Source organism: Dactylosporangium roseum (genome assembly GCF_025264685.1).
Lineage (GTDB): Bacteria > Actinomycetota > Actinomycetes > Mycobacteriales > Micromonosporaceae > Dactylosporangium > Dactylosporangium roseum.
Genome location: NZ_CP073721.1, coordinates 4772025 through 4787923, shown reverse-complemented (window position 1 = coordinate 4787923; position 15899 = coordinate 4772025). Strand labels below are relative to the sequence as shown.

Annotated in this window: 14 protein-coding genes; 13 read left to right on the top strand and 1 reads right to left on the bottom strand. The window is 73.6% G+C overall.

The genetic code is table 11. From position 1 onward, the window contains the following. Position 1 precedes the first annotated feature (1 nt). From Drose_RS22455 to Drose_RS22415, 9 genes are read left to right on the top strand one after another with little or no spacing between them, the layout of a single operon-like run. Positions 2 to 805 carry an MlaE family ABC transporter permease gene (locus Drose_RS22455; protein ID WP_260723268.1) on the top strand — a complete coding sequence of 268 codons (804 nt, stop codon included), beginning with the start codon at positions 2 to 4 and terminating at the stop codon, positions 803 to 805. Next, complete coding sequence (locus Drose_RS22450) at positions 802 to 2088, top strand: MCE family protein (protein ID WP_260723267.1); 1287 nt, start codon at positions 802 to 804, stop codon at positions 2086 to 2088. The genes Drose_RS22455 and Drose_RS22450 overlap by 4 nt, the downstream gene beginning before the upstream one ends. Further along, positions 2085 to 3122 carry an MCE family protein gene (locus tag Drose_RS22445; protein WP_260723266.1) on the top strand — a complete coding sequence of 346 codons (1038 nt, stop codon included), beginning with the start codon at positions 2085 to 2087 and terminating at the stop codon, positions 3120 to 3122. Before Drose_RS22450 ends, Drose_RS22445 begins: the two co-directional genes overlap by 4 nt. Next, positions 3119 to 4108 (top strand): MCE family protein, encoded by a 990-nt coding sequence (locus Drose_RS22440; protein ID WP_260723265.1) that lies wholly within the window; start codon positions 3119 to 3121, stop codon positions 4106 to 4108. Before Drose_RS22445 ends, Drose_RS22440 begins: the two co-directional genes overlap by 4 nt. A 1-nt stretch (position 4109) precedes the next feature. Then, entirely contained in the window at positions 4110 to 5339 is a 1230-nt protein-coding gene (locus Drose_RS22435) for an MCE family protein (protein WP_260723264.1), read from the top strand. Then, positions 5336 to 6736: an MCE family protein gene (locus Drose_RS22430; protein WP_260723263.1), complete on the top strand. Its 1401-nt coding sequence runs from the start codon at positions 5336 to 5338 to the stop codon at positions 6734 to 6736. Before Drose_RS22435 ends, Drose_RS22430 begins: the two co-directional genes overlap by 4 nt. Next, the gene (locus Drose_RS22425; RefSeq protein WP_260723262.1) at positions 6733 to 7962 is read left to right on the top strand and encodes an MCE family protein; all 1230 of its coding nucleotides are present in this window, start codon (positions 6733 to 6735) and stop codon (positions 7960 to 7962) included. The genes Drose_RS22430 and Drose_RS22425 overlap by 4 nt, the downstream gene beginning before the upstream one ends. 20 nt (positions 7963 to 7982) lie before the next feature. Next, positions 7983 to 8825, top strand: a complete 843-nt coding sequence (locus Drose_RS22420) for a hypothetical protein (RefSeq protein WP_260723261.1) — start codon at positions 7983 to 7985, stop codon at positions 8823 to 8825. 15 nt (positions 8826 to 8840) lie between these two features. Beyond that, a complete protein-coding gene (locus Drose_RS22415) occupies positions 8841 to 9332 on the top strand; it encodes a hypothetical protein (protein WP_260723260.1) in 492 nt (163 codons plus the stop codon). On the opposite strand, the gene Drose_RS22410 is transcribed toward Drose_RS22415, so the two are convergent. Further along, entirely contained in the window at positions 9277 to 10857 is a 1581-nt protein-coding gene (locus Drose_RS22410) for a bifunctional 3-(3-hydroxy-phenyl)propionate/3-hydroxycinnamic acid hydroxylase (protein ID WP_260723259.1), read from the bottom strand. The genes Drose_RS22415 and Drose_RS22410 overlap by 56 nt on opposite strands. Before the next feature lie 133 nt (positions 10858 to 10990). On the opposite strand from Drose_RS22410, the gene Drose_RS22405 reads away from it, so the two are divergent. The 4 genes from Drose_RS22405 to Drose_RS22390 are packed head-to-tail and all read left to right on the top strand — an operon-like array spanning position 10991 to position 15861. Beyond that, positions 10991 to 11827, top strand: a complete 837-nt coding sequence (locus tag Drose_RS22405; protein WP_260729784.1) for an ABC transporter ATP-binding protein — start codon at positions 10991 to 10993, stop codon at positions 11825 to 11827. A 34-nt stretch (positions 11828 to 11861) separates the two neighbouring features. Next, a complete protein-coding gene (locus Drose_RS22400) occupies positions 11862 to 12842 on the top strand; it encodes an ABC transporter substrate-binding protein (protein WP_260723258.1) in 981 nt (326 codons plus the stop codon). Then, entirely contained in the window at positions 12839 to 14953 is a 2115-nt protein-coding gene (locus Drose_RS22395) for an iron ABC transporter permease (RefSeq protein ID WP_260723257.1), read from the top strand. Before Drose_RS22400 ends, Drose_RS22395 begins: the two co-directional genes overlap by 4 nt. A 2-nt stretch (positions 14954 to 14955) precedes the next feature. Further along, a complete protein-coding gene (locus Drose_RS22390; RefSeq protein ID WP_260723256.1) occupies positions 14956 to 15861 on the top strand; it encodes a siderophore-interacting protein in 906 nt (301 codons plus the stop codon). Positions 15862 to 15899: the final 38 nt, after the last annotated feature.

Sequence of the window (15899 nt, the reverse complement as noted above, 5' to 3'; positions counted from 1 at the left end):
GATGCCGGTCCTGCGACAGCTCGACGACCTCGGCGGGCAGTTGGCATTCTACCTGCGGGCGTTCGCGTGGACACCGCGGACGCTGCGCCGGTACAAGCGGGAGGTCGTCCGCCTGCTGGCCGAGGTCAGCTTCGGCACCGGCGCGCTCGCCGTGGCCGGCGGCACGGTCGGCGTCATCTGCTTCATGACGTTCTTCACCGGCACCGAAGTCGGGCTGCAGGGCTACCAGGCCCTCGACCAGATCGGCAGCAGCGCCTTCACCGGTTTCATCTCCGCGTACTTCAACACCCGCGAGATCTCGCCCCTCGTCGCCGCGCTGGCGCTATCGGCGACCGTCGGCTGCGGGTTCACCGCGCAACTGGGCGCGATGCGGATCTCCGAGGAGGTCGACGCCCTCGAGGTGATGGCGGTGCCGTCGCTGCCGTTCCTCGTCACCACGCGGATGATCGCCGGGTTCGTCGCGGTGATCCCGCTGTACGTGCTGGGCCTGCTGTCGAGCTACCTCGCGACCCGGACGATGGCGATCTTCTACTTCGGGCAGTCCGCGGGCACCTACGACTACTACTTCCACCTCTTCCTGCCGCCCGAGGACGTGCTCTGGTCGTTCGGCAAGGTGCTGGTGTTCAGCGTGATCGTCGTGCTCGTGCACTGCTACTACGGGTACACCGCCGGCGGTGGACCGGCCGGCGTCGGCGTCGCGGTCGGCCGGGCCGTGCGGCTCGCGATCGTCGCGGTGAACGTCGTCGACTTCTTCCTGTCGCTGGCCATCTGGGGCGCGACCACGACGGTGAGGATCGCGGGATGAACCTCCGGCACAGGATGCTCGGCGTCGCCTTCGTCGTGCTGCTCGCGGCGGCGCTCGGCCTGGCCGTCCTGCAGTACCGCAAGGCCTTCGCCGACGTGACCTGGGTGACGCTGGAGACCGGCCGGACCGGCATGCAGCTCAGCCCAGGCGCGGAGGTCAAGCTCTTCGGGGTCGTCGTCGGCGAGGTGCGCACCGTGTCCAGCGACGGCAGCGGCGCGCGGCTGCGGCTGGCGCTCGACCCGGCGACGGTGCCGCAGATCCCCGCCGACGTCAACGCCCGGCTGCTGCCCAAGACGCTGTTCGGCGAGCGGTACGTCGCGCTGGTGCCGCCCGCGGACACCACCGGCCCGGCGATCCGCGAGGGCGCCGTCATCTCGCAGGACCGCAGCGAGAGCGGCGTCGAACTGGAGCGGGTGCTCGACAACGCGTTGCCGCTGCTGCGGTCGATCCGGCCGGACAAGCTCGCCGTGACGCTCGGCGCGCTGGCCACGGCCCTCGACGGCAACGGCGAGCGACTCGGCGAGCAACTGGTGACCCTGGACCGGTACCTGGCCGCGCTCAACGAGCAGATGCCGCTCATCGCCGAGGACGTGCGCCGGCTCGCCGACGTGCTGGACGTCTACGACGGCGCGATGCCGGATCTGCTCGCCATCCTGCGCGACGCGTCCGTGACCGCGACGACCGTGGTGGACCAGCGCACCCAGCTCGCCCTGCTGTGGGCGGAGACCACCGAGGTCGCCGACACCACCCGCTTCTTCCTCGAACGCCACGGCGACCAGCTCATCCGGGTCGGCGACGTCAGCCGCCCGTTCCTGGAGCTGCTGGCCACGTACGCACCGGAGTACCCCTGCCTCATGAACGGTCTCGTCGCGCTCCAGCCGCGGGTGGAGCAGGTCTTCGCCACCGGCCGGATGCGCATCACGCTGGAGATCACCCGCGACAACGGCAAGTTCGAGCCGGGCCGCGACGAGCCGGTGTACGGCCCGAGGAACGGCCCGAACTGCCGGGGCCTGCCCGATCCGCACGTCCCGGCACCGGAGACGCCCATCAACGACGGCTACGACTACGGCGCGGCGCGGCCCGGGCCACCGAAGTTGCCGGTCGGGCTGCTGCCGTCCACGGCCGCGGCGCTGCCCACCGCCAACGCCGCCACTGCGGAGGAGCGCCGGTTGCTGCAACCGCTGCTGGGTGCGCAGCTCGGCGTGCCGCCGGCCGAGGTGCCGGACATCGCGATGCTGCTGTGGGGTCCGCTGCTGCGCGGCGCGGTGGTGAACGCGCCATGACCAGAGGCGTGCTCGCCCCGCTGCTGAAGCTGACCGCGTTCGCGGCGGTGACGGTGCTGCTGACCGCGCTGCTCGCGCAGACCCTCGGCGCGTTCTCGTCCGGCGGCACCGTCTACCGCGCCCGGTTCGCCGACGTGACCGGGCTGCTCGTCGGTGACGACGTGCGCATCGCCGGCGTGAAGGTCGGCAAGGTGCGCGACATCAGGGTCGTCGGCAACACCGTCGCCGAGATCGCCTTCACGGTGGCCGACGACATCCCGCTCGCCACCACCGTCCGCGCGAAGATCCGCTACCGGAACCTCGTCGGCCAGCGGTACGTCGCGCTGAGCGAGGGGCCCGGCGACGCCCGGCCGCTGCGGCCGGACGGGCTCATCCCGCAGTCGCAGACGACCCCGGCGCTGGACCTGACGGTGCTGTTCAACGGGTTCCGGCCGCTGTTCACCGCGCTGACGCCGGAGGCCGTCAACAAGCTGGCGTACGAGATCATCCAGGTCCTGCAGGGTGAGGGCGGCACCGTCGCGAGCCTGCTCCAGCGCACCGCCTCGCTCACCAACACGCTCGCCGACCGCGACGCCGTCATCGGCCGGGTCGTCACGAACCTCAACACCGTACTGTCCACACTGGCCGATCGCGCCGGCGAGCTCGACGAGGCGATCCGGCAGTTGCAGCAGTTCGTGTCCGGGCTGGCCGCCGACCGGCTGGCGATCGGCGAGGCACTGGTCAACCTCGGCGACCTGACCGGTGCGACCGCCGCGCTGCTCGGCGACGCGCGGCCGGCGCTCGCGGCCGACGTGAACGCGCTCGGCACCCTGTCGACCACCCTCAACGACAACGCGGCCGTCATCGACAAGACGCTCGCCGGGCTGCCCGACCGGTACGGCGCACTCACCCGCGTGGCGTCCTACGGCTCGTGGTTCAACTTCTTCCTCTGCGACTTCGACGGCACCGTCGGCGTCGCCGGCCACGGCGACCTGAACCCGGCGACGTTCAGCTCGCCGGCGGCACGCTGCACCACCACGGGAGGCCGGTCGTGAAATCGTTTCGGGACCGCAATCCGGTCGTGGTCGGCGCGATCGGCCTCGCCGCGCTGGTGGGGCTGGTGGCCGGCGCCTTCCGGCTCGACGCCGTCGACGCGCTGACCGCCGTGGGCTCCTACCGTGCCGCGTTCCGCGACGCGAGCGGGCTGGCGCCCGGCAACGAGGTCCGGGTCGCCGGGGTCCGGGTCGGCAAGGTCACCGGCGTCGACCTGGCGCACGGGGGCGCCGGCCCGTACGTGCGGGTGACGTTCCGGCTCGACGACCACGACGTGCGCCTGGGCAGGACGACCGGCGCGACGATCCGGATCAAGACCGTGCTGGGCCAGAAGTACCTGGCGCTCGCCCCCGACGGCCCAGGCCGCCTCGCCGAGGACGCCGAGATCCCGCTGGAGCGCACCGCGGCCCCGTTCGACGTGGTCCAGGCGGTCACCGGGCTGGCCGAGACGCTCGACGAGATCGACTCCACGCGGCTCGCCGACGCGTTCACCACGCTCGCGCAGACGTTCGCCGACACCCCGGCGAGCGTACGGTCGTCGCTGGACGGGCTGTCGCGGCTGTCGAACACCGTCGCCGACCGCGACGCCGAGCTGCGCCAGCTTCTGGCCCGCGCCCACCAGGTCACCGGTGTCCTCGCGGCCCGCGACGAGGAGTTCCGCAAGCTCGTCGCCGACGGCAACGCTCTACTGGCCGAGGTCAACCGGCGCAAGGACGCGATCCACGACCTGCTCGTCGGCACCGACGCCCTCGCCACCGAGCTGTCGGGCCTCGTCGCGGACAACCGCGAGCGGCTGCTGCCGGCGCTGCGGGAGCTGCGCGGCGTGGTCGCCACGTTGCAGCGCAACCGCGACGACCTGGAGCGGACCATCCAGAGAATGGGGCCGTTCGTCAACGCGTTCGCCAACGTCGTCGGCAACGGCCGCTGGTTCGACTCGTACGTCGCCGGGCTGCTCCAGCCCTACCAGCCCACGACGGGAGGGCGCTGAGATGCGTTCACGCCGTATCGTCACCATCGGCGCGGTGGTCGTCCTGGCCGTCGCGGCGACCGTGGTCGTCGCCTTCCGCGGCGAACCGCAGCGGCGGCTCGTCGCGTACTTCAGCCGCGCGGTCGGCATCCACGAGGGCTCGTCGGTCCGGGTGCTCGGCGTCCGCGTCGGCGAGGTGGTCTCGGTGACCCCGCAGGGGCGCTCGGTCCGGGTCGAGATGCGCTACGACGCGAGCCGGCGCGTCCCCGTCGACGTGCGGGCGCTCATCATCCCGCCGAGTGTCGTCAGCGACCGGTACGTGCAGCTCGCCCCCGCCTACAACGGCGGCGCCGCGCTGCCCGACGGCGGCGACGTGCCGCTGGAGCGCACCGCCGCGCCGATGGAGATCGACGACATCTACCGGGCCCTCGACGAGTTCAACAAGGCGCTCGGCCCCGAGGGTGCCAACGCCGACGGCACCCTCAGGGACCTCGTCGCCACCGGCCGCGACAACCTCGACGGCAACGGGGAGGCGCTCCACGCGACGCTCGGCGACCTCTCCCGCGCGCTGTCCACCGTCGCCGACGGGCGGCAGGACCTCTTCGGCACGGTCGCCGACCTCCAGCGGTTCACCACCGCGCTGGCGCGGAGCGACCAACAGGTGCGGGCGTTCAACCAGCAGCTCGCCGCCGTGGCCGGGCAGCTCGCCGGCGAGCGGGACGAGCTCGCCGCCGCGCTGCGCGGCCTCGCCACCGCACTCGCCGACGTGACCATGTTCATCAAGGAGAACCGCGAGGCGCTGAAGTCCGATGTGGACGCGCTCGCCGACGTGACCGGCATCCTGGTCCGCCAGCAGAAGGCGATCATCGAGATCCTCGACATCACGCCGCTCGCGGTGTCCAACCTCAACCTCGCGTACAACGCCCGGTCCGGGACGCTCGACACGCGGGACAACGCGCTCGGGCCGTACGACCCGGCGAGCTACGTCTGCTCGCTCATGGCCGACCTCGTGCCCGCGCGGCAGATCCCGAAGGAGTGCTTCGCGCTCGCACAGACCCTCAACGCCAAGCGGTTGCCCATGACCGACGCGCTGCGCAGGCTCCTCGGCCTGCCGGCCGCGGCGGGTGGGGCCGCGGCGGCCGGCGCCCCACCGGCCGCCGCGCCGGCCCGGTCCGCCGCGCCGGCCCTGCCCCAGCTTCCCGAGGTCGACCAGGACCTCACCGTCGGTGGCATCCTGCGGGGCACGCGATGAGGCGGGCCGCCCTCATCGGGCTCGCGGCCGTGCTCCTCGCCGGCGGGTGCGGCCTGCCCGACGTCGCGTCGCTGCCGTTGCCCGGCGGTGCACCGGCCGGCGACGGCTACCACGTGACCGCCGAGTTCGCCGACGTCCTCGACCTGGTGCCGCAGGCGGCGGTGAAGGTCGACGACGTGACCGTCGGCAGCGTCGAGCGGATCTCGCTGTCCGGCTGGACGGCACGCGTGCGGATGGGCATCGACAAGGACGTGCGGCTGCCGGAGAACGCGACCGCCGCCGTGCGCCAGACGAGCCTGCTCGGCGAGAAGTACGTCGCGCTGGAGGCGCCCACCACCGAGGCACCGCGTGGCCGGCTCACCGACGGCGCGGTCGTGCCGCTGGCGCGGACCCGGCGCTCGGCCGAGGTCGAAGAGGTGCTCGCCGCGCTCGGGCTCCTGCTCAACGGCGGCGGCCTGGCCCACCTCAAGACGATCAACGAGGAGCTGGCCAAGGCCCTTGCGGGGCGGGAGACCGAGGCGAAGGATGCCCTGCGCCAGCTCGACACCTTCGTCGGCGGGCTCGACCGGCAGAAGGCCGACATCGTCCGGGCCGTCGACTCGCTCGACCGCCTCACCGGGCAGCTATCCCGGCAGCGGGACGTCATCGGCACGGCGCTGGACTCGCTCGCGCCGGGCCTGACCGTGCTCGAAGCGCAGCGGGATCAGCTCACGCTCGCGTTGACCGCCCTGGGCGAGCTGGGCCGGGTCGGCACCAGGGTCGTCGACCAGAGCCGCGACGACACCCTCGCCGTCCTGCGCTCGCTCCAGCCGATCCTCGAACAACTGGTGAAGGCCGGCGACGCCCTGCCGAAGTCGCTGGACTTCATGCTGACGTTCCCGTTCCCGCCCAACGTCACCGGCGCGATCGTCGGCGACTACGTCAACCTGGGCGCGACCGCCGACCTCGACGCGACGTCGATCCTGTCGAACCTGCTGGTGGCGACCGCACCGCCGCCGGCGGCCGCCGCCGCGCCCGGCGGGCAGCAGCACCGTTCCGACCCGTCCACCGGCGGCAAGGGGCCGGGCAAGCCGCCGTCCACCGGGCCCGGGCTGCCCGGCGTGCTGCCGTTGCCGTGCCTGCCGCTCGGCGGGGTCCTGCCGCCCGGCTGGCAACCGCCGGCCGGCTGTGACCTGCCGAAGGAGTGCAGGCTGCTGCCGAAGGGCAGCGTCGTGCCGCCCGGCAGCCTGCTGCCGCCCGGCGGGATCGTGCCGCCCGGCACCGTCTTCCCGCCCGGGACCGTGCTGCCGCCCGGCACCGCCCTGTCGCCCGGGTGCCTGCTGCCGCCCGTGACCGGGGCGGTCACCGGGCAGCAGGGTCTGCTGCCGGACCTGCTCGACGGAGGGCTGCTGCCGTGATCCGACGCGCCGCGAAGCTCCAGGTGCTCGCCTTCCTCGTGGTCGGGCTCATCGGCGTCGGCTACGTCGGCGTCACCTACGTCGGGCTCGGCGACCGGCTCCTCGGCCGCGGGTACGTCGTCCACGCCGACTTCGCCGAGGCCGGCGGCATCTTCGCCAACGCGCCGGTCACCTACCGCGGCGTGCCGGTCGGCCGGGTCGAGAAGGTCACGCTCCACGACCACGGCGCCCGGGTGCGGATGCGGATCGAGGACGGGGTGCGGGTCTCCCGCGACACGCGCGCCGTGGTCGGCCAGCGCTCCGCGGTGGGTGAGCAGTTCCTCGACCTGCGGCCGGAGACCGACGCCGGGCCGTACCTGACCGACGGCTCGGTCATCCCGCGCGGCCGCACCGGCATCCCGCTCGCGCCGGAGACGCTGCTGGCGAACCTCGACGCGCTCGTGCGCTCCGTCGACCCGGCCGCCCTCTCGATCGTCATCGACGAGCTCGGCACCGCGTTCGAGGGCAACGAACGGGCGTTACGCGCGATCCTCGACGCGGGCGACCTGATCCTGCGCGAGGCGACCGCGAACCTGCCGCAGACGGTCACCCTGCTGCGCGACGGCCGCACCGTCCTGGCCACCCAGGCGGAGTCCGCGGCGGCGATCCGGGCGTGGGCGAAGGGGCTGGCGCAGCTCGCCGAGACGCTGCGCTCCGCCGACCCCGACCTGCGCCGGCTCGTCACCGCGGGGCCGCCGGCCGCCCAGCAGCTCGTCGCGCTGCTGGACGGGCTCGACCCGGCGCTCGGCACGCTGCTGGGTAACCTGATCTCGGTCAACGGCGTCGCCACCCGGCGCCTGGCCGGCATCGAGACGATCCTCGTCGTGTACCCGATGGCCGTCGCCGGTGGGTTCACGGTCACGCCGGGCGACGGCACCGCCCACCTCGGGCTGGTGCTCAACGTCGACGATCCGCCGGCCTGCAAGTACGGCGGGGTCGCCCGTTGCGGCGCCGCCGACCAGGCCCGCGGCTCCAGCGTCCGCGGCACCAACAACGCCCTGCGTCCCGGCGGCGGCGATCCGGCGCCGCCCGGCGACCCGGGGCAGACCGGCGGCTACGACCCGGCGTCCGGCCTGGCGCTGGGCACCGACGGCCATCCGCTCCTGTTCGGCACGACCGGGGGGCAGTACCAGCTCGCCGGGGACCAGTCGTGGAAACAGCTCCTGCTCGCCGGGCTCGCCCCGTAGACCTTGGAAAGGAGGGCATCGTGCCCGCACACGAGAACCGCACCCTGAAGCTGGTGCAGGGCGGCGCCACCGGGAGCGAGCCGCCGCCGCGCAGCGTCCGGCGGCGCGCCGCCACCCGCCGCACGCCCCGCCGTCGGGACCCGATCACGGCGGTGCTGGAGCGGCTCGACGAGGAGCCCGTGCTGTCCGGCGAGGACGCGGAGCACACCGCGGACACCGCGGACACCGAGGCCGCGGAGGCGCCGGAGACCGACACGCTCGCGGAGGCGAAGGAGGCCGCGGCGCCGGAGCGGACCCGTCAGGTCGCGCGCCGGCCCCGGCAACGGCGCCGCCCCGTGCGCCGGCCGGATCCGGCCCCGCGGCGCCGCATCCGGTTCGCCCGGCCCGCGCCCGGCACCGTCGTGCTCGCCGTCCTCATGTGCGCCGCCCTCGCCGCCGGCATCGTCTTCGGCAGCCGCTGGTACGGCGACCGGACGCTGGACCGCGCGCATCAGCAGGCGCTCGCCGCCGCGAAGCAGACCACGGTCAACTTCGTCTCGGTGAGCGCCGCCAGCGTCGACCGGGATCTCCAGCGGATCTCCGACGGCGCGACCGGCGACTTCCACGACGAGTTCGCGCGGGGCCGCGCCCAGGTGCGGGCCGCGATCGTGGAGAACGACGTCGAGTCGCGCGGCACCGTGCTGCGTGCGGCCCTGGTCTCCGGCGACCGGCACTCGGCGGTCGTGCTGGTCGCGGTCGACGCGACGGTCCGTAACGCGAAGGCGCCCGAGGGACGCGCCTCGCACTACCGCATCCAGGTCGACGTCACCCACGACGCCGGATCGGGCCGCTGGCTCGTCTCCCGGCTCCAGTTCGTCGGCTGAGTCCGGAGGTTTGTGATGCCGAACATCAAGCGTCGTATGCGCCGCGGCACCGCCGCGCTCGTGGCCGCCGTTGCGGTCGGCCTCGCCGTCGCGGGCGCCGGCTGGTATCAGCACGAGCAGGCACGGCACCGGGACATCGCGGTCCGCCGGTCGCTCGCCGCCGCGACGCCCGCCGCGCAGGCGATCTTCTCGTACGACTACCGCAGCTTCGACACCAGCGTCGCCAACGGACGGACGTTCGTCACCGGTCAGTTCGCCGACGAGTACGCGAAGACGACCGCCGCGCTCAAGCCGCAGGCCGTGTCGGAGCAGGCGATCGTCCGCGCCGCCGTGTCCACCTCGGGCGTCGTGAGCGCGAGCCCGCGGCGGGTCGAGCTGCTGCTGTACCTCAACCAGTACCGCCGCAACACCAATGTCACGGGGGAGAAGGTCGACCAGAACCGCGTGGTGCTCACGATGGTGCCGGTGCAGGGGGCGTGGCTGGTGTCGCACGCCGTGGCGATCTGACCCAGGCCGGCGGCCCGGCCACCAGGCTCGTGCCGTAGACGAACCGGTCCGGCCGCAGGACGGCCAGGCCGATCCGGTGCCGGTCGAACCAGGCCCCGAGGACGCCGTCGGCGTCGACCACGTCACCGGGGCCGGGCACGGCACCCGCGGGCAGGACACGTAGGAACGTCGCCGGCGGACCGGCCCACTCCGCCGCCGTGGCCGGGCCGACGGCCGGGCCGATGACCGCGAACCCGGTGCCGAGCACGTCGTCGAGCGGGCACGGCGCGGCCCGGCCGGCGACCAGGACGGACGGCTGCGGGAACATCACGCCGACCGGAGCCTTGCCGGTGCCGCCGGCCAGCAGGCCGCGGCGCACCGCGGGCGCCGGCTTGAACTCGAAGTGCCGCACGAACCGGCGGATCCGCGGAACGGTCTGCACGGCCCGGAGCGCGGCGTCGCGCAGGGTCGCCGCGGACCGGTTGCGGACGAGGAAGACCCGGCCGAGCCGGACGCTGGTGACCGCCATCTCCTCGGTGTGCGGGCGGCGCTCCGTCTCGTAGCTGTCGAGGATCGTGTCGTCGGCCCCGCCGTCGAGCACGAGCGCGAGCTTCCAGGTGAGGTTCGCCGCGTCGCGCAGGCCGCTGCAGAGCCCCTGGCCGAGGAACGGCGGCATCTGGTGTGCCGCGTCGCCGAGCAGGAACACCCGGCCGTCCCGCCACCGCTCGGCGACGAGCTGGTGGAAGGTGTAGACGATCGCGCGGGTGACCGTGAACCGGGCCGGGTCGACGTACGGGGCGACCAGCGCGTCGATGGTCTCCCGGCGGGTCATCGCCTCCGCCGTCTCGCCGTCGCGGAGCATGAACTCCAGCCGGTGGGTGCCGAACGCGCCGGGCGACACGAACGCCGGGCGGCGCCAGTCGCAGACGAACCGGGTCGTGGGCTGGCGGACCCCGCCGGGCGCGACGTCGCCGGAGACGGCGAGCCACGGCTCCTCGTACGACGTCCCGCCGAGCCGGATGCCGGCGGCGGTACGGGTCGTGCTGCGCGCGCCGTCGCAGCCCAGGACGTACCGTGCCCGGATCGTGGACCGCTCGCCGGTGCGCGTGTCGCGCAGCCCGACGGTGATCCCGTCGCCGTCCTGGGCCAGCTCGGTCAGCTCGACGCCGAGGCGCAGGTCGACGTGCGGGTACCGGTCGAAACCGGCGCGCAGGGTCGCCTCCAGCCGCGGCTGGTCGAAGAAGTGCAGCGGTTCGCTGCCCAGCCCGAAGTCGATCTCGTCGAGGGCGATGGTGGCGAAGGGGCGGCCGGCGCCGTCCACGTATTCGACGGTCGGCGGCGCGTACATGTCCCGGGCGACCTCGTCGCGCAGGCCGGCCTGCTGGTAGACCCGCAACGCCTCGTCGTCGCAGGAGAAGGCGCGCGGCTGCTGGTGCGGCGCGGTGCTGCGCTCGACGACCAGGGTTCGCACGCCGCGGGCGCCGAGCAGGTTGGCGGTGACCGCGCCGACCGGACCGCAGCCGACCACCACGACATCAGGATGCATGCGCTCCAGGGAACCGCGGCGCTGTGGAAACCGTGTGGAAGTCCGCTTCCACGGGGGGTGCCGCGACGGTCGCGGCGCCCACGACACGATCTTGTGTTGACAAAGATTGAGGTTAGGCTAACCTAAGGTCGTGCTGCGTGCTGATGAATCCGCGGCCGGACTCCGTGGTGACCGACTGACGCTGGGATATCACGGAACGCCGGTGGTCCATGACGCCTCGATCGGGCTCTGCGCCGGTGCGGTGACCGCCCTGGTCGGGCCGAACGGCAGTGGCAAGTCCACCCTGCTGCGGTCCCTCGCCCGCCTGCACAAGCCGGCCTCCGGTGAGGTCCTGCTCGACGACGGCGCCTCCGCGTTCGCGCTGTCCGCGAAGGAGTTCGCGCGCCGGGTCACGCTGCTCGCGCAGCACCGCCCCACACCCAGCGGGGTCACCGTCCGGGACGTCGTGGGGTACGGCCGGCACCCGTACCGCGGCCGGTGGCGCCACGAGGACCCCGACGGGCAGCGCGCGATCGCGTGGGCCATGACCGTCACGGGCGTCGAACCGATGGCCGAGCGGACCGCGGACGAACTCTCCGGCGGCGAGCTCCAGCGCGTCTGGCTGGCCACCTGTCTGGCGCAGGACACCCGCGTGTTGCTGCTGGACGAGCCCACCACCTTCCTCGACCTGCGCTACCAGGTGGAGATCCTGGATCTGGTGCGCGACCTGGCCGACGAGCACAGCGTCGCCGTCGGCGTCGTGCTGCACGACCTCAACCAGGCCGCCGCGGTCGCCGACCGGGTGGTCCTGCTGCATCGCGGCGCGGTGCTCGCGGCCGGCGACCCCGCCGATGTCCTCACCCCGGAGCGGCTCACCGCCGCGTACGGGATCCCGGTCGAGGTGACCGTCGAACCCGGCACCGGCCTTGTCGCCACGCGCCCGATCGGGCGGCACAGCGCCGGCCGGGCGCCGGTTCCAGCTCCACGATAGAAGTCGACTCCGCGATGAAGATGATTGGGCAAGGATGACCAGATTCCGCACCGCCCTCGCCGCCGCCGCCGTGACCGCCGGTCTCCTGCTGGCCGGTTGCGGCACGACCGAGGAGCCGGCCGCGCAAGGTGACGCCGCCGCGTCCACCGGACCTGTGACGTACACCGACAGCCGCGGCAAGGCCGTCACGCTCAAGGCCCCCGCGACGAAGGTCGTCGGCCTGGAGTGGGGCGAGGTCGAGATGCTCGTGACGCTCGGCGTCCAGCCGATCGGCGTCGCCGACGTCAAGGGGTACCAGACCTGGAACACCGCGGCGAAGCTCGACGGCACCGCGAAGGACGTCGGCACCCGCGGCGAGCCGAGCCTCGACTCGATCGCGGCGCTGCGGCCCGACCTGGTGGTGATGGGCGCCGACATGGCCACGATCGCGCCGCAGGTGGAGAAGTTCGCGCCGGTGCTGGTCACCAAGGGCAGCGACGCCAGCCGCAACCTGGACCGGATGAGGGAGGACTTCACCCTCCTCGCGACCGCGACCGGCAAGCGTGCCAAGGCGGACGAGGTGCTCGCGGCGTTCGACGCCGCCGTCGCGGCCGGGAAGAAGAAGATCGCCGACGCCGGCGCGGCCGGCAAGCAGTTCGCGATCGCCGACGGCTGGAAGGAAGGCAGCACCGTCTCGATCCGGATGTTCGGGCCGGGCGCGCTGGTCTCCCAGGTCGGCATGGCGCTCGGCCTGCGGAACGCGTGGACCGGCAAGACCGACGAGGTGTGGGGTCTCGGCCAGACGGACGTCGAAGGCCTGAACGTGCTGAAGGACAAGGACCTCCACTTCTTCTACAACGCCTCCGACGGCAACGACGTCTTCGCCGACGGGCTCAACACCAACGCGATCTGGAAGGCACTGCCGTTCGTGCAGCAGAACAAGCTGCACAAGATGCCGAACGGGATCTGGACGTTCGGCGGGCCGCTGTCGTGCCGGCAGTACCTCGACGAGCTCGTGAAGGTCTATGCCCCGTGAGCCAGGTTGTCGCCGACCCGCGGGTGGAACCGGCCGGCAGCCCGGTCCCGCCCGCGCCGGCGCAGGCACCGGTCCGCCCGGTCCGCGTCGGCGCCCTGGCCGCCGGGTCGATCGCCGCCGTCGTGGTGCTGGCGGCCGTCCACCTGACCCAGGGCACCAGCGACGTCGGCGCGCTGGAACTGCTCGGGCTGCGGGCCGACGAGGAGACCTGGCGGATCCTGGCCGCCTCCCGGCTGCCCCGCCTGCTCGCCGGGCTGCTCGTCGGCATCGCGCTGGGCGCGGCCGGCGCGACCCTGCAGTCGCTGGCCCGCAATCCGCTTGCCGCACCGGACACGATCGCCGTCAACGCCGGCGCGCACCTCGCGGTGGTCGCGGCCGCCGTGTTCGGCCTGTCGCTGCCGGTCCTGCTCTCCGGCGGGCTGGCGTTCCTCGGCGGGCTGGCCGCCGCCGCGTTCGTGCTCATGCTCTCCACCGGTGGCGCCTCCGGCCCGTCCCGGCTGATCCTCGCCGGCACGGCCACCACGTTCGCGCTCAACGCGTTCACCGTGCTGCTCATGCTGCTGTTCCAGAACGAGACCGTCGGGTTCTACGCCTGGGGCAACGGCACCCTGGTTCAGGGTGACCTCCGGGCGGTCGCCCAGATGGCCCCGGTCGTGGCGCTCGGCGTGGCCGGATGCCTGATCCTCGGCCACCGTCTCGACATCCTGGCGCTCGGCGACGACACCGCGACGGTGCTGGGCCTGCACGTCCGGCGGACCCGGCTGATCGGCACGGTCCTCGCGGTCCTGCTCGCCACCGCCGCCGTCGCGGTGGCCGGCCCGATCGGCTTCGTCGGCCTGTGCGCGCCGGTGATCGTCCGGCTCGCCGGGAGGGTCGTGCCCGGCCTGCATCGGCACCGGCTGCTGGTGCCGTTCTCCGCGCTGGCCGGCGTGGTCGTCGTCATCGGGTCCGACATCCTGTTGCGGGCGTTCATGGGCGGCCAGGCAGGCGTCGACGTGCCGACCGGGGTGGTCACCTCGATGTTCGGCGCGGCGGTCCTGGTGTGGCTGGCGCGGCGGCACCGCGATCCCGCCGCCACCCGATCGGCCAGTACGACGGCGATCGCCCGGGCCCGGTCCCCGCTGTTCTTCCGGTCGGTACTGGCCGTCAGCGCGGTGTCGGTCGTGGCGGCGGCCGTGCTCGGCATGCTCGCCGGTGACACCTGGCTGCTCACCGGAGACGTCGTCAACTGGCTCGGCGGGCGGGCCGGTCCCGCGGTCACCTATGTGCTCGACCAGCGCTATCCGCGCGTGGCCGCCGCACTGCTCGCCGGTGCCGCACTCGCCGTCGCCGGCACCGCCGTCCAGGCCGTCTGCCGCAACCCGCTCGCCGAACCGGGCATCCTCGGGGTGACCGCCGGTGCCGGCGTCGGCGCGATCACCGTCCTCACCGTCTTCCCGATGGTCGGTGTGCTGGCCATGTCGGTCACCGCCGGATCCGCGGCGCTGCTCACGTTCGCCCTCGTGTACGGGCTCGCGTGGCGCGGCGGCCTCAGCTCCGACCGGTTGATCCTGATCGGTGTCGGAGTGTTCACGGCCGGTACCGCGGTCATCACGTTCATCATCATCGCCACCGACCCGTGGAACACCGGCAAGGCGCTGACCTGGCTGTCCGGTTCCACGTACGGGCGGACCGCGGCGCAGGTGTCCCCGGTGCTGATCGCGTTGCTGGTGTTCATCCCGGTCCTGGCCGGCCAGACGCGGAAACTGGACCTGCTCGCCATCGACGACGACACCCCCCGCGTGCTCGGCGTACGGCTGGAACGCACGCGGCTGTTCACCCTCACCGCCGCGGCGCTGCTGACCTCGGCCGCCGTGTCCGCCGTCGGCATCATCGGCTTCGTCGGCCTGGTCGCGCCGCACGTGGCCCGGGCCCTGGCCGGCGGCCGGCACGCCCGGGTGCTACCGGTGGCGGCCCTGCTCGGGGCGCTGCTGGTGAGCCTGGCCGACACGCTCGGCCGCACGGTCATCGCCCCCGCGCAGATTCCCGCCGGGCTGGTGGTGGCGATGATCGGCACCCCCTATTTCATCTGGCTCCTGTGGCGCTCCCGCGTCCGGACGATTGGTGGCTGACGATGGAAATGCCCTACCGGACCTTCCGGGCCGACGTGCGGACGCTGACCCGGCTGAGCCCGTCGTTCCTGCGGGTCACCTTCACCGGCGACGACCTGGACGCGTTCGCCGACCACGGGCGCGACCAGCGCATCAAGCTCATCTTCCCGGCCGCGTCCGGCGGGTTCGCGCGGCTCACGGAAGGACCGGACTGGTATGCGCGCTGGCGCGAACTGCCGGCCGAGCACCAGCCGCCGTTCCGGACGTACACGGTGCGGGCCGTCCGGCAGGAGGCCCGCGAGGTCGACGTCGACCTCGTGCTGCACGGCGACGGCGGCCCGGCGGCACGCTGGGCGAACCGGGCCACGGTGGGGGACACCATCAGGCTGCTGGGCCCGAACGCGCGGTACGCCGGCGACCCGGGCGGGATCGAGTTCCGTCCCCACCACCCCGCGGCGCCGCTGTTGCTGGCCGGCGACGAGACCGCGGTGCCGGCCGTGGCGTCGATCCTGGCCGGGCTGCCCTCCTCGGCGTGCGGCGAGGCGTTGCTGGAGGTGCCGTACCCCGACGACGCCCTGCCGCTCACCGCTCCCGCCGGGATGAAGGTCACGTGGTTGGCCCGCGACGGCGCGGCGCACGGCTCGCTGCTCGTGCCCGCCGTGGCCGAGGCGGCCGACCGTCTGGCGCCCGCGCCGCCTCCTGCCCGGAGTCCCGCTTCGGAGCCGCTGGAGGAGGTCGACGTCGACACCGGAATCCTCTGGGAGGTCCCGGCGCCGGTGGAGACGCCGGCCGGGGTCTACGCGTGGCTGGCGGGTGAGGCGGGCGTCATCAAGACCCTGCGCCGGCACCTGGTCGCCGAGCGGGGCTGGGATCGGCGCACGGTCGCCTTCATGGGATATTGGCGATCGGGTCGCGCCGAAGCCGCATGACTGCTGGCGTCGGGATGGCGACAGGCGACCTACGGCGC

What these genes read in the sequence shown, in the direction of transcription:
- Drose_RS22455 (WP_260723268.1), top strand. Translation starts at nt 2, where the DNA reads ATGCCGGTCCTGCGACAGCTCGACGACCTCGGCGGGCAGTTGGCATTC.
- Drose_RS22450 (WP_260723267.1), top strand. Translation starts at nt 802, where the DNA reads ATGAACCTCCGGCACAGGATGCTCGGCGTCGCCTTCGTCGTGCTGCTC.
- Drose_RS22445 (WP_260723266.1), top strand. Translation starts at nt 2,085, where the DNA reads ATGACCAGAGGCGTGCTCGCCCCGCTGCTGAAGCTGACCGCGTTCGCG.
- Drose_RS22435 (WP_260723264.1), top strand. Translation starts at nt 4,110, where the DNA reads ATGCGTTCACGCCGTATCGTCACCATCGGCGCGGTGGTCGTCCTGGCC.
- Drose_RS22430 (WP_260723263.1), top strand. Translation starts at nt 5,336, where the DNA reads ATGAGGCGGGCCGCCCTCATCGGGCTCGCGGCCGTGCTCCTCGCCGGC.
- Drose_RS22415 (WP_260723260.1), top strand. Translation starts at nt 8,841, where the DNA reads ATGCCGAACATCAAGCGTCGTATGCGCCGCGGCACCGCCGCGCTCGTG.
- Drose_RS22410 (WP_260723259.1), bottom strand. Translation starts at nt 10,857, where the DNA reads ATGCATCCTGATGTCGTGGTGGTCGGCTGCGGTCCGGTCGGCGCGGTC.
- Drose_RS22400 (WP_260723258.1), top strand. Translation starts at nt 11,862, where the DNA reads ATGACCAGATTCCGCACCGCCCTCGCCGCCGCCGCCGTGACCGCCGGT.
- Drose_RS22390 (WP_260723256.1), top strand. Translation starts at nt 14,956, where the DNA reads ATGGAAATGCCCTACCGGACCTTCCGGGCCGACGTGCGGACGCTGACC.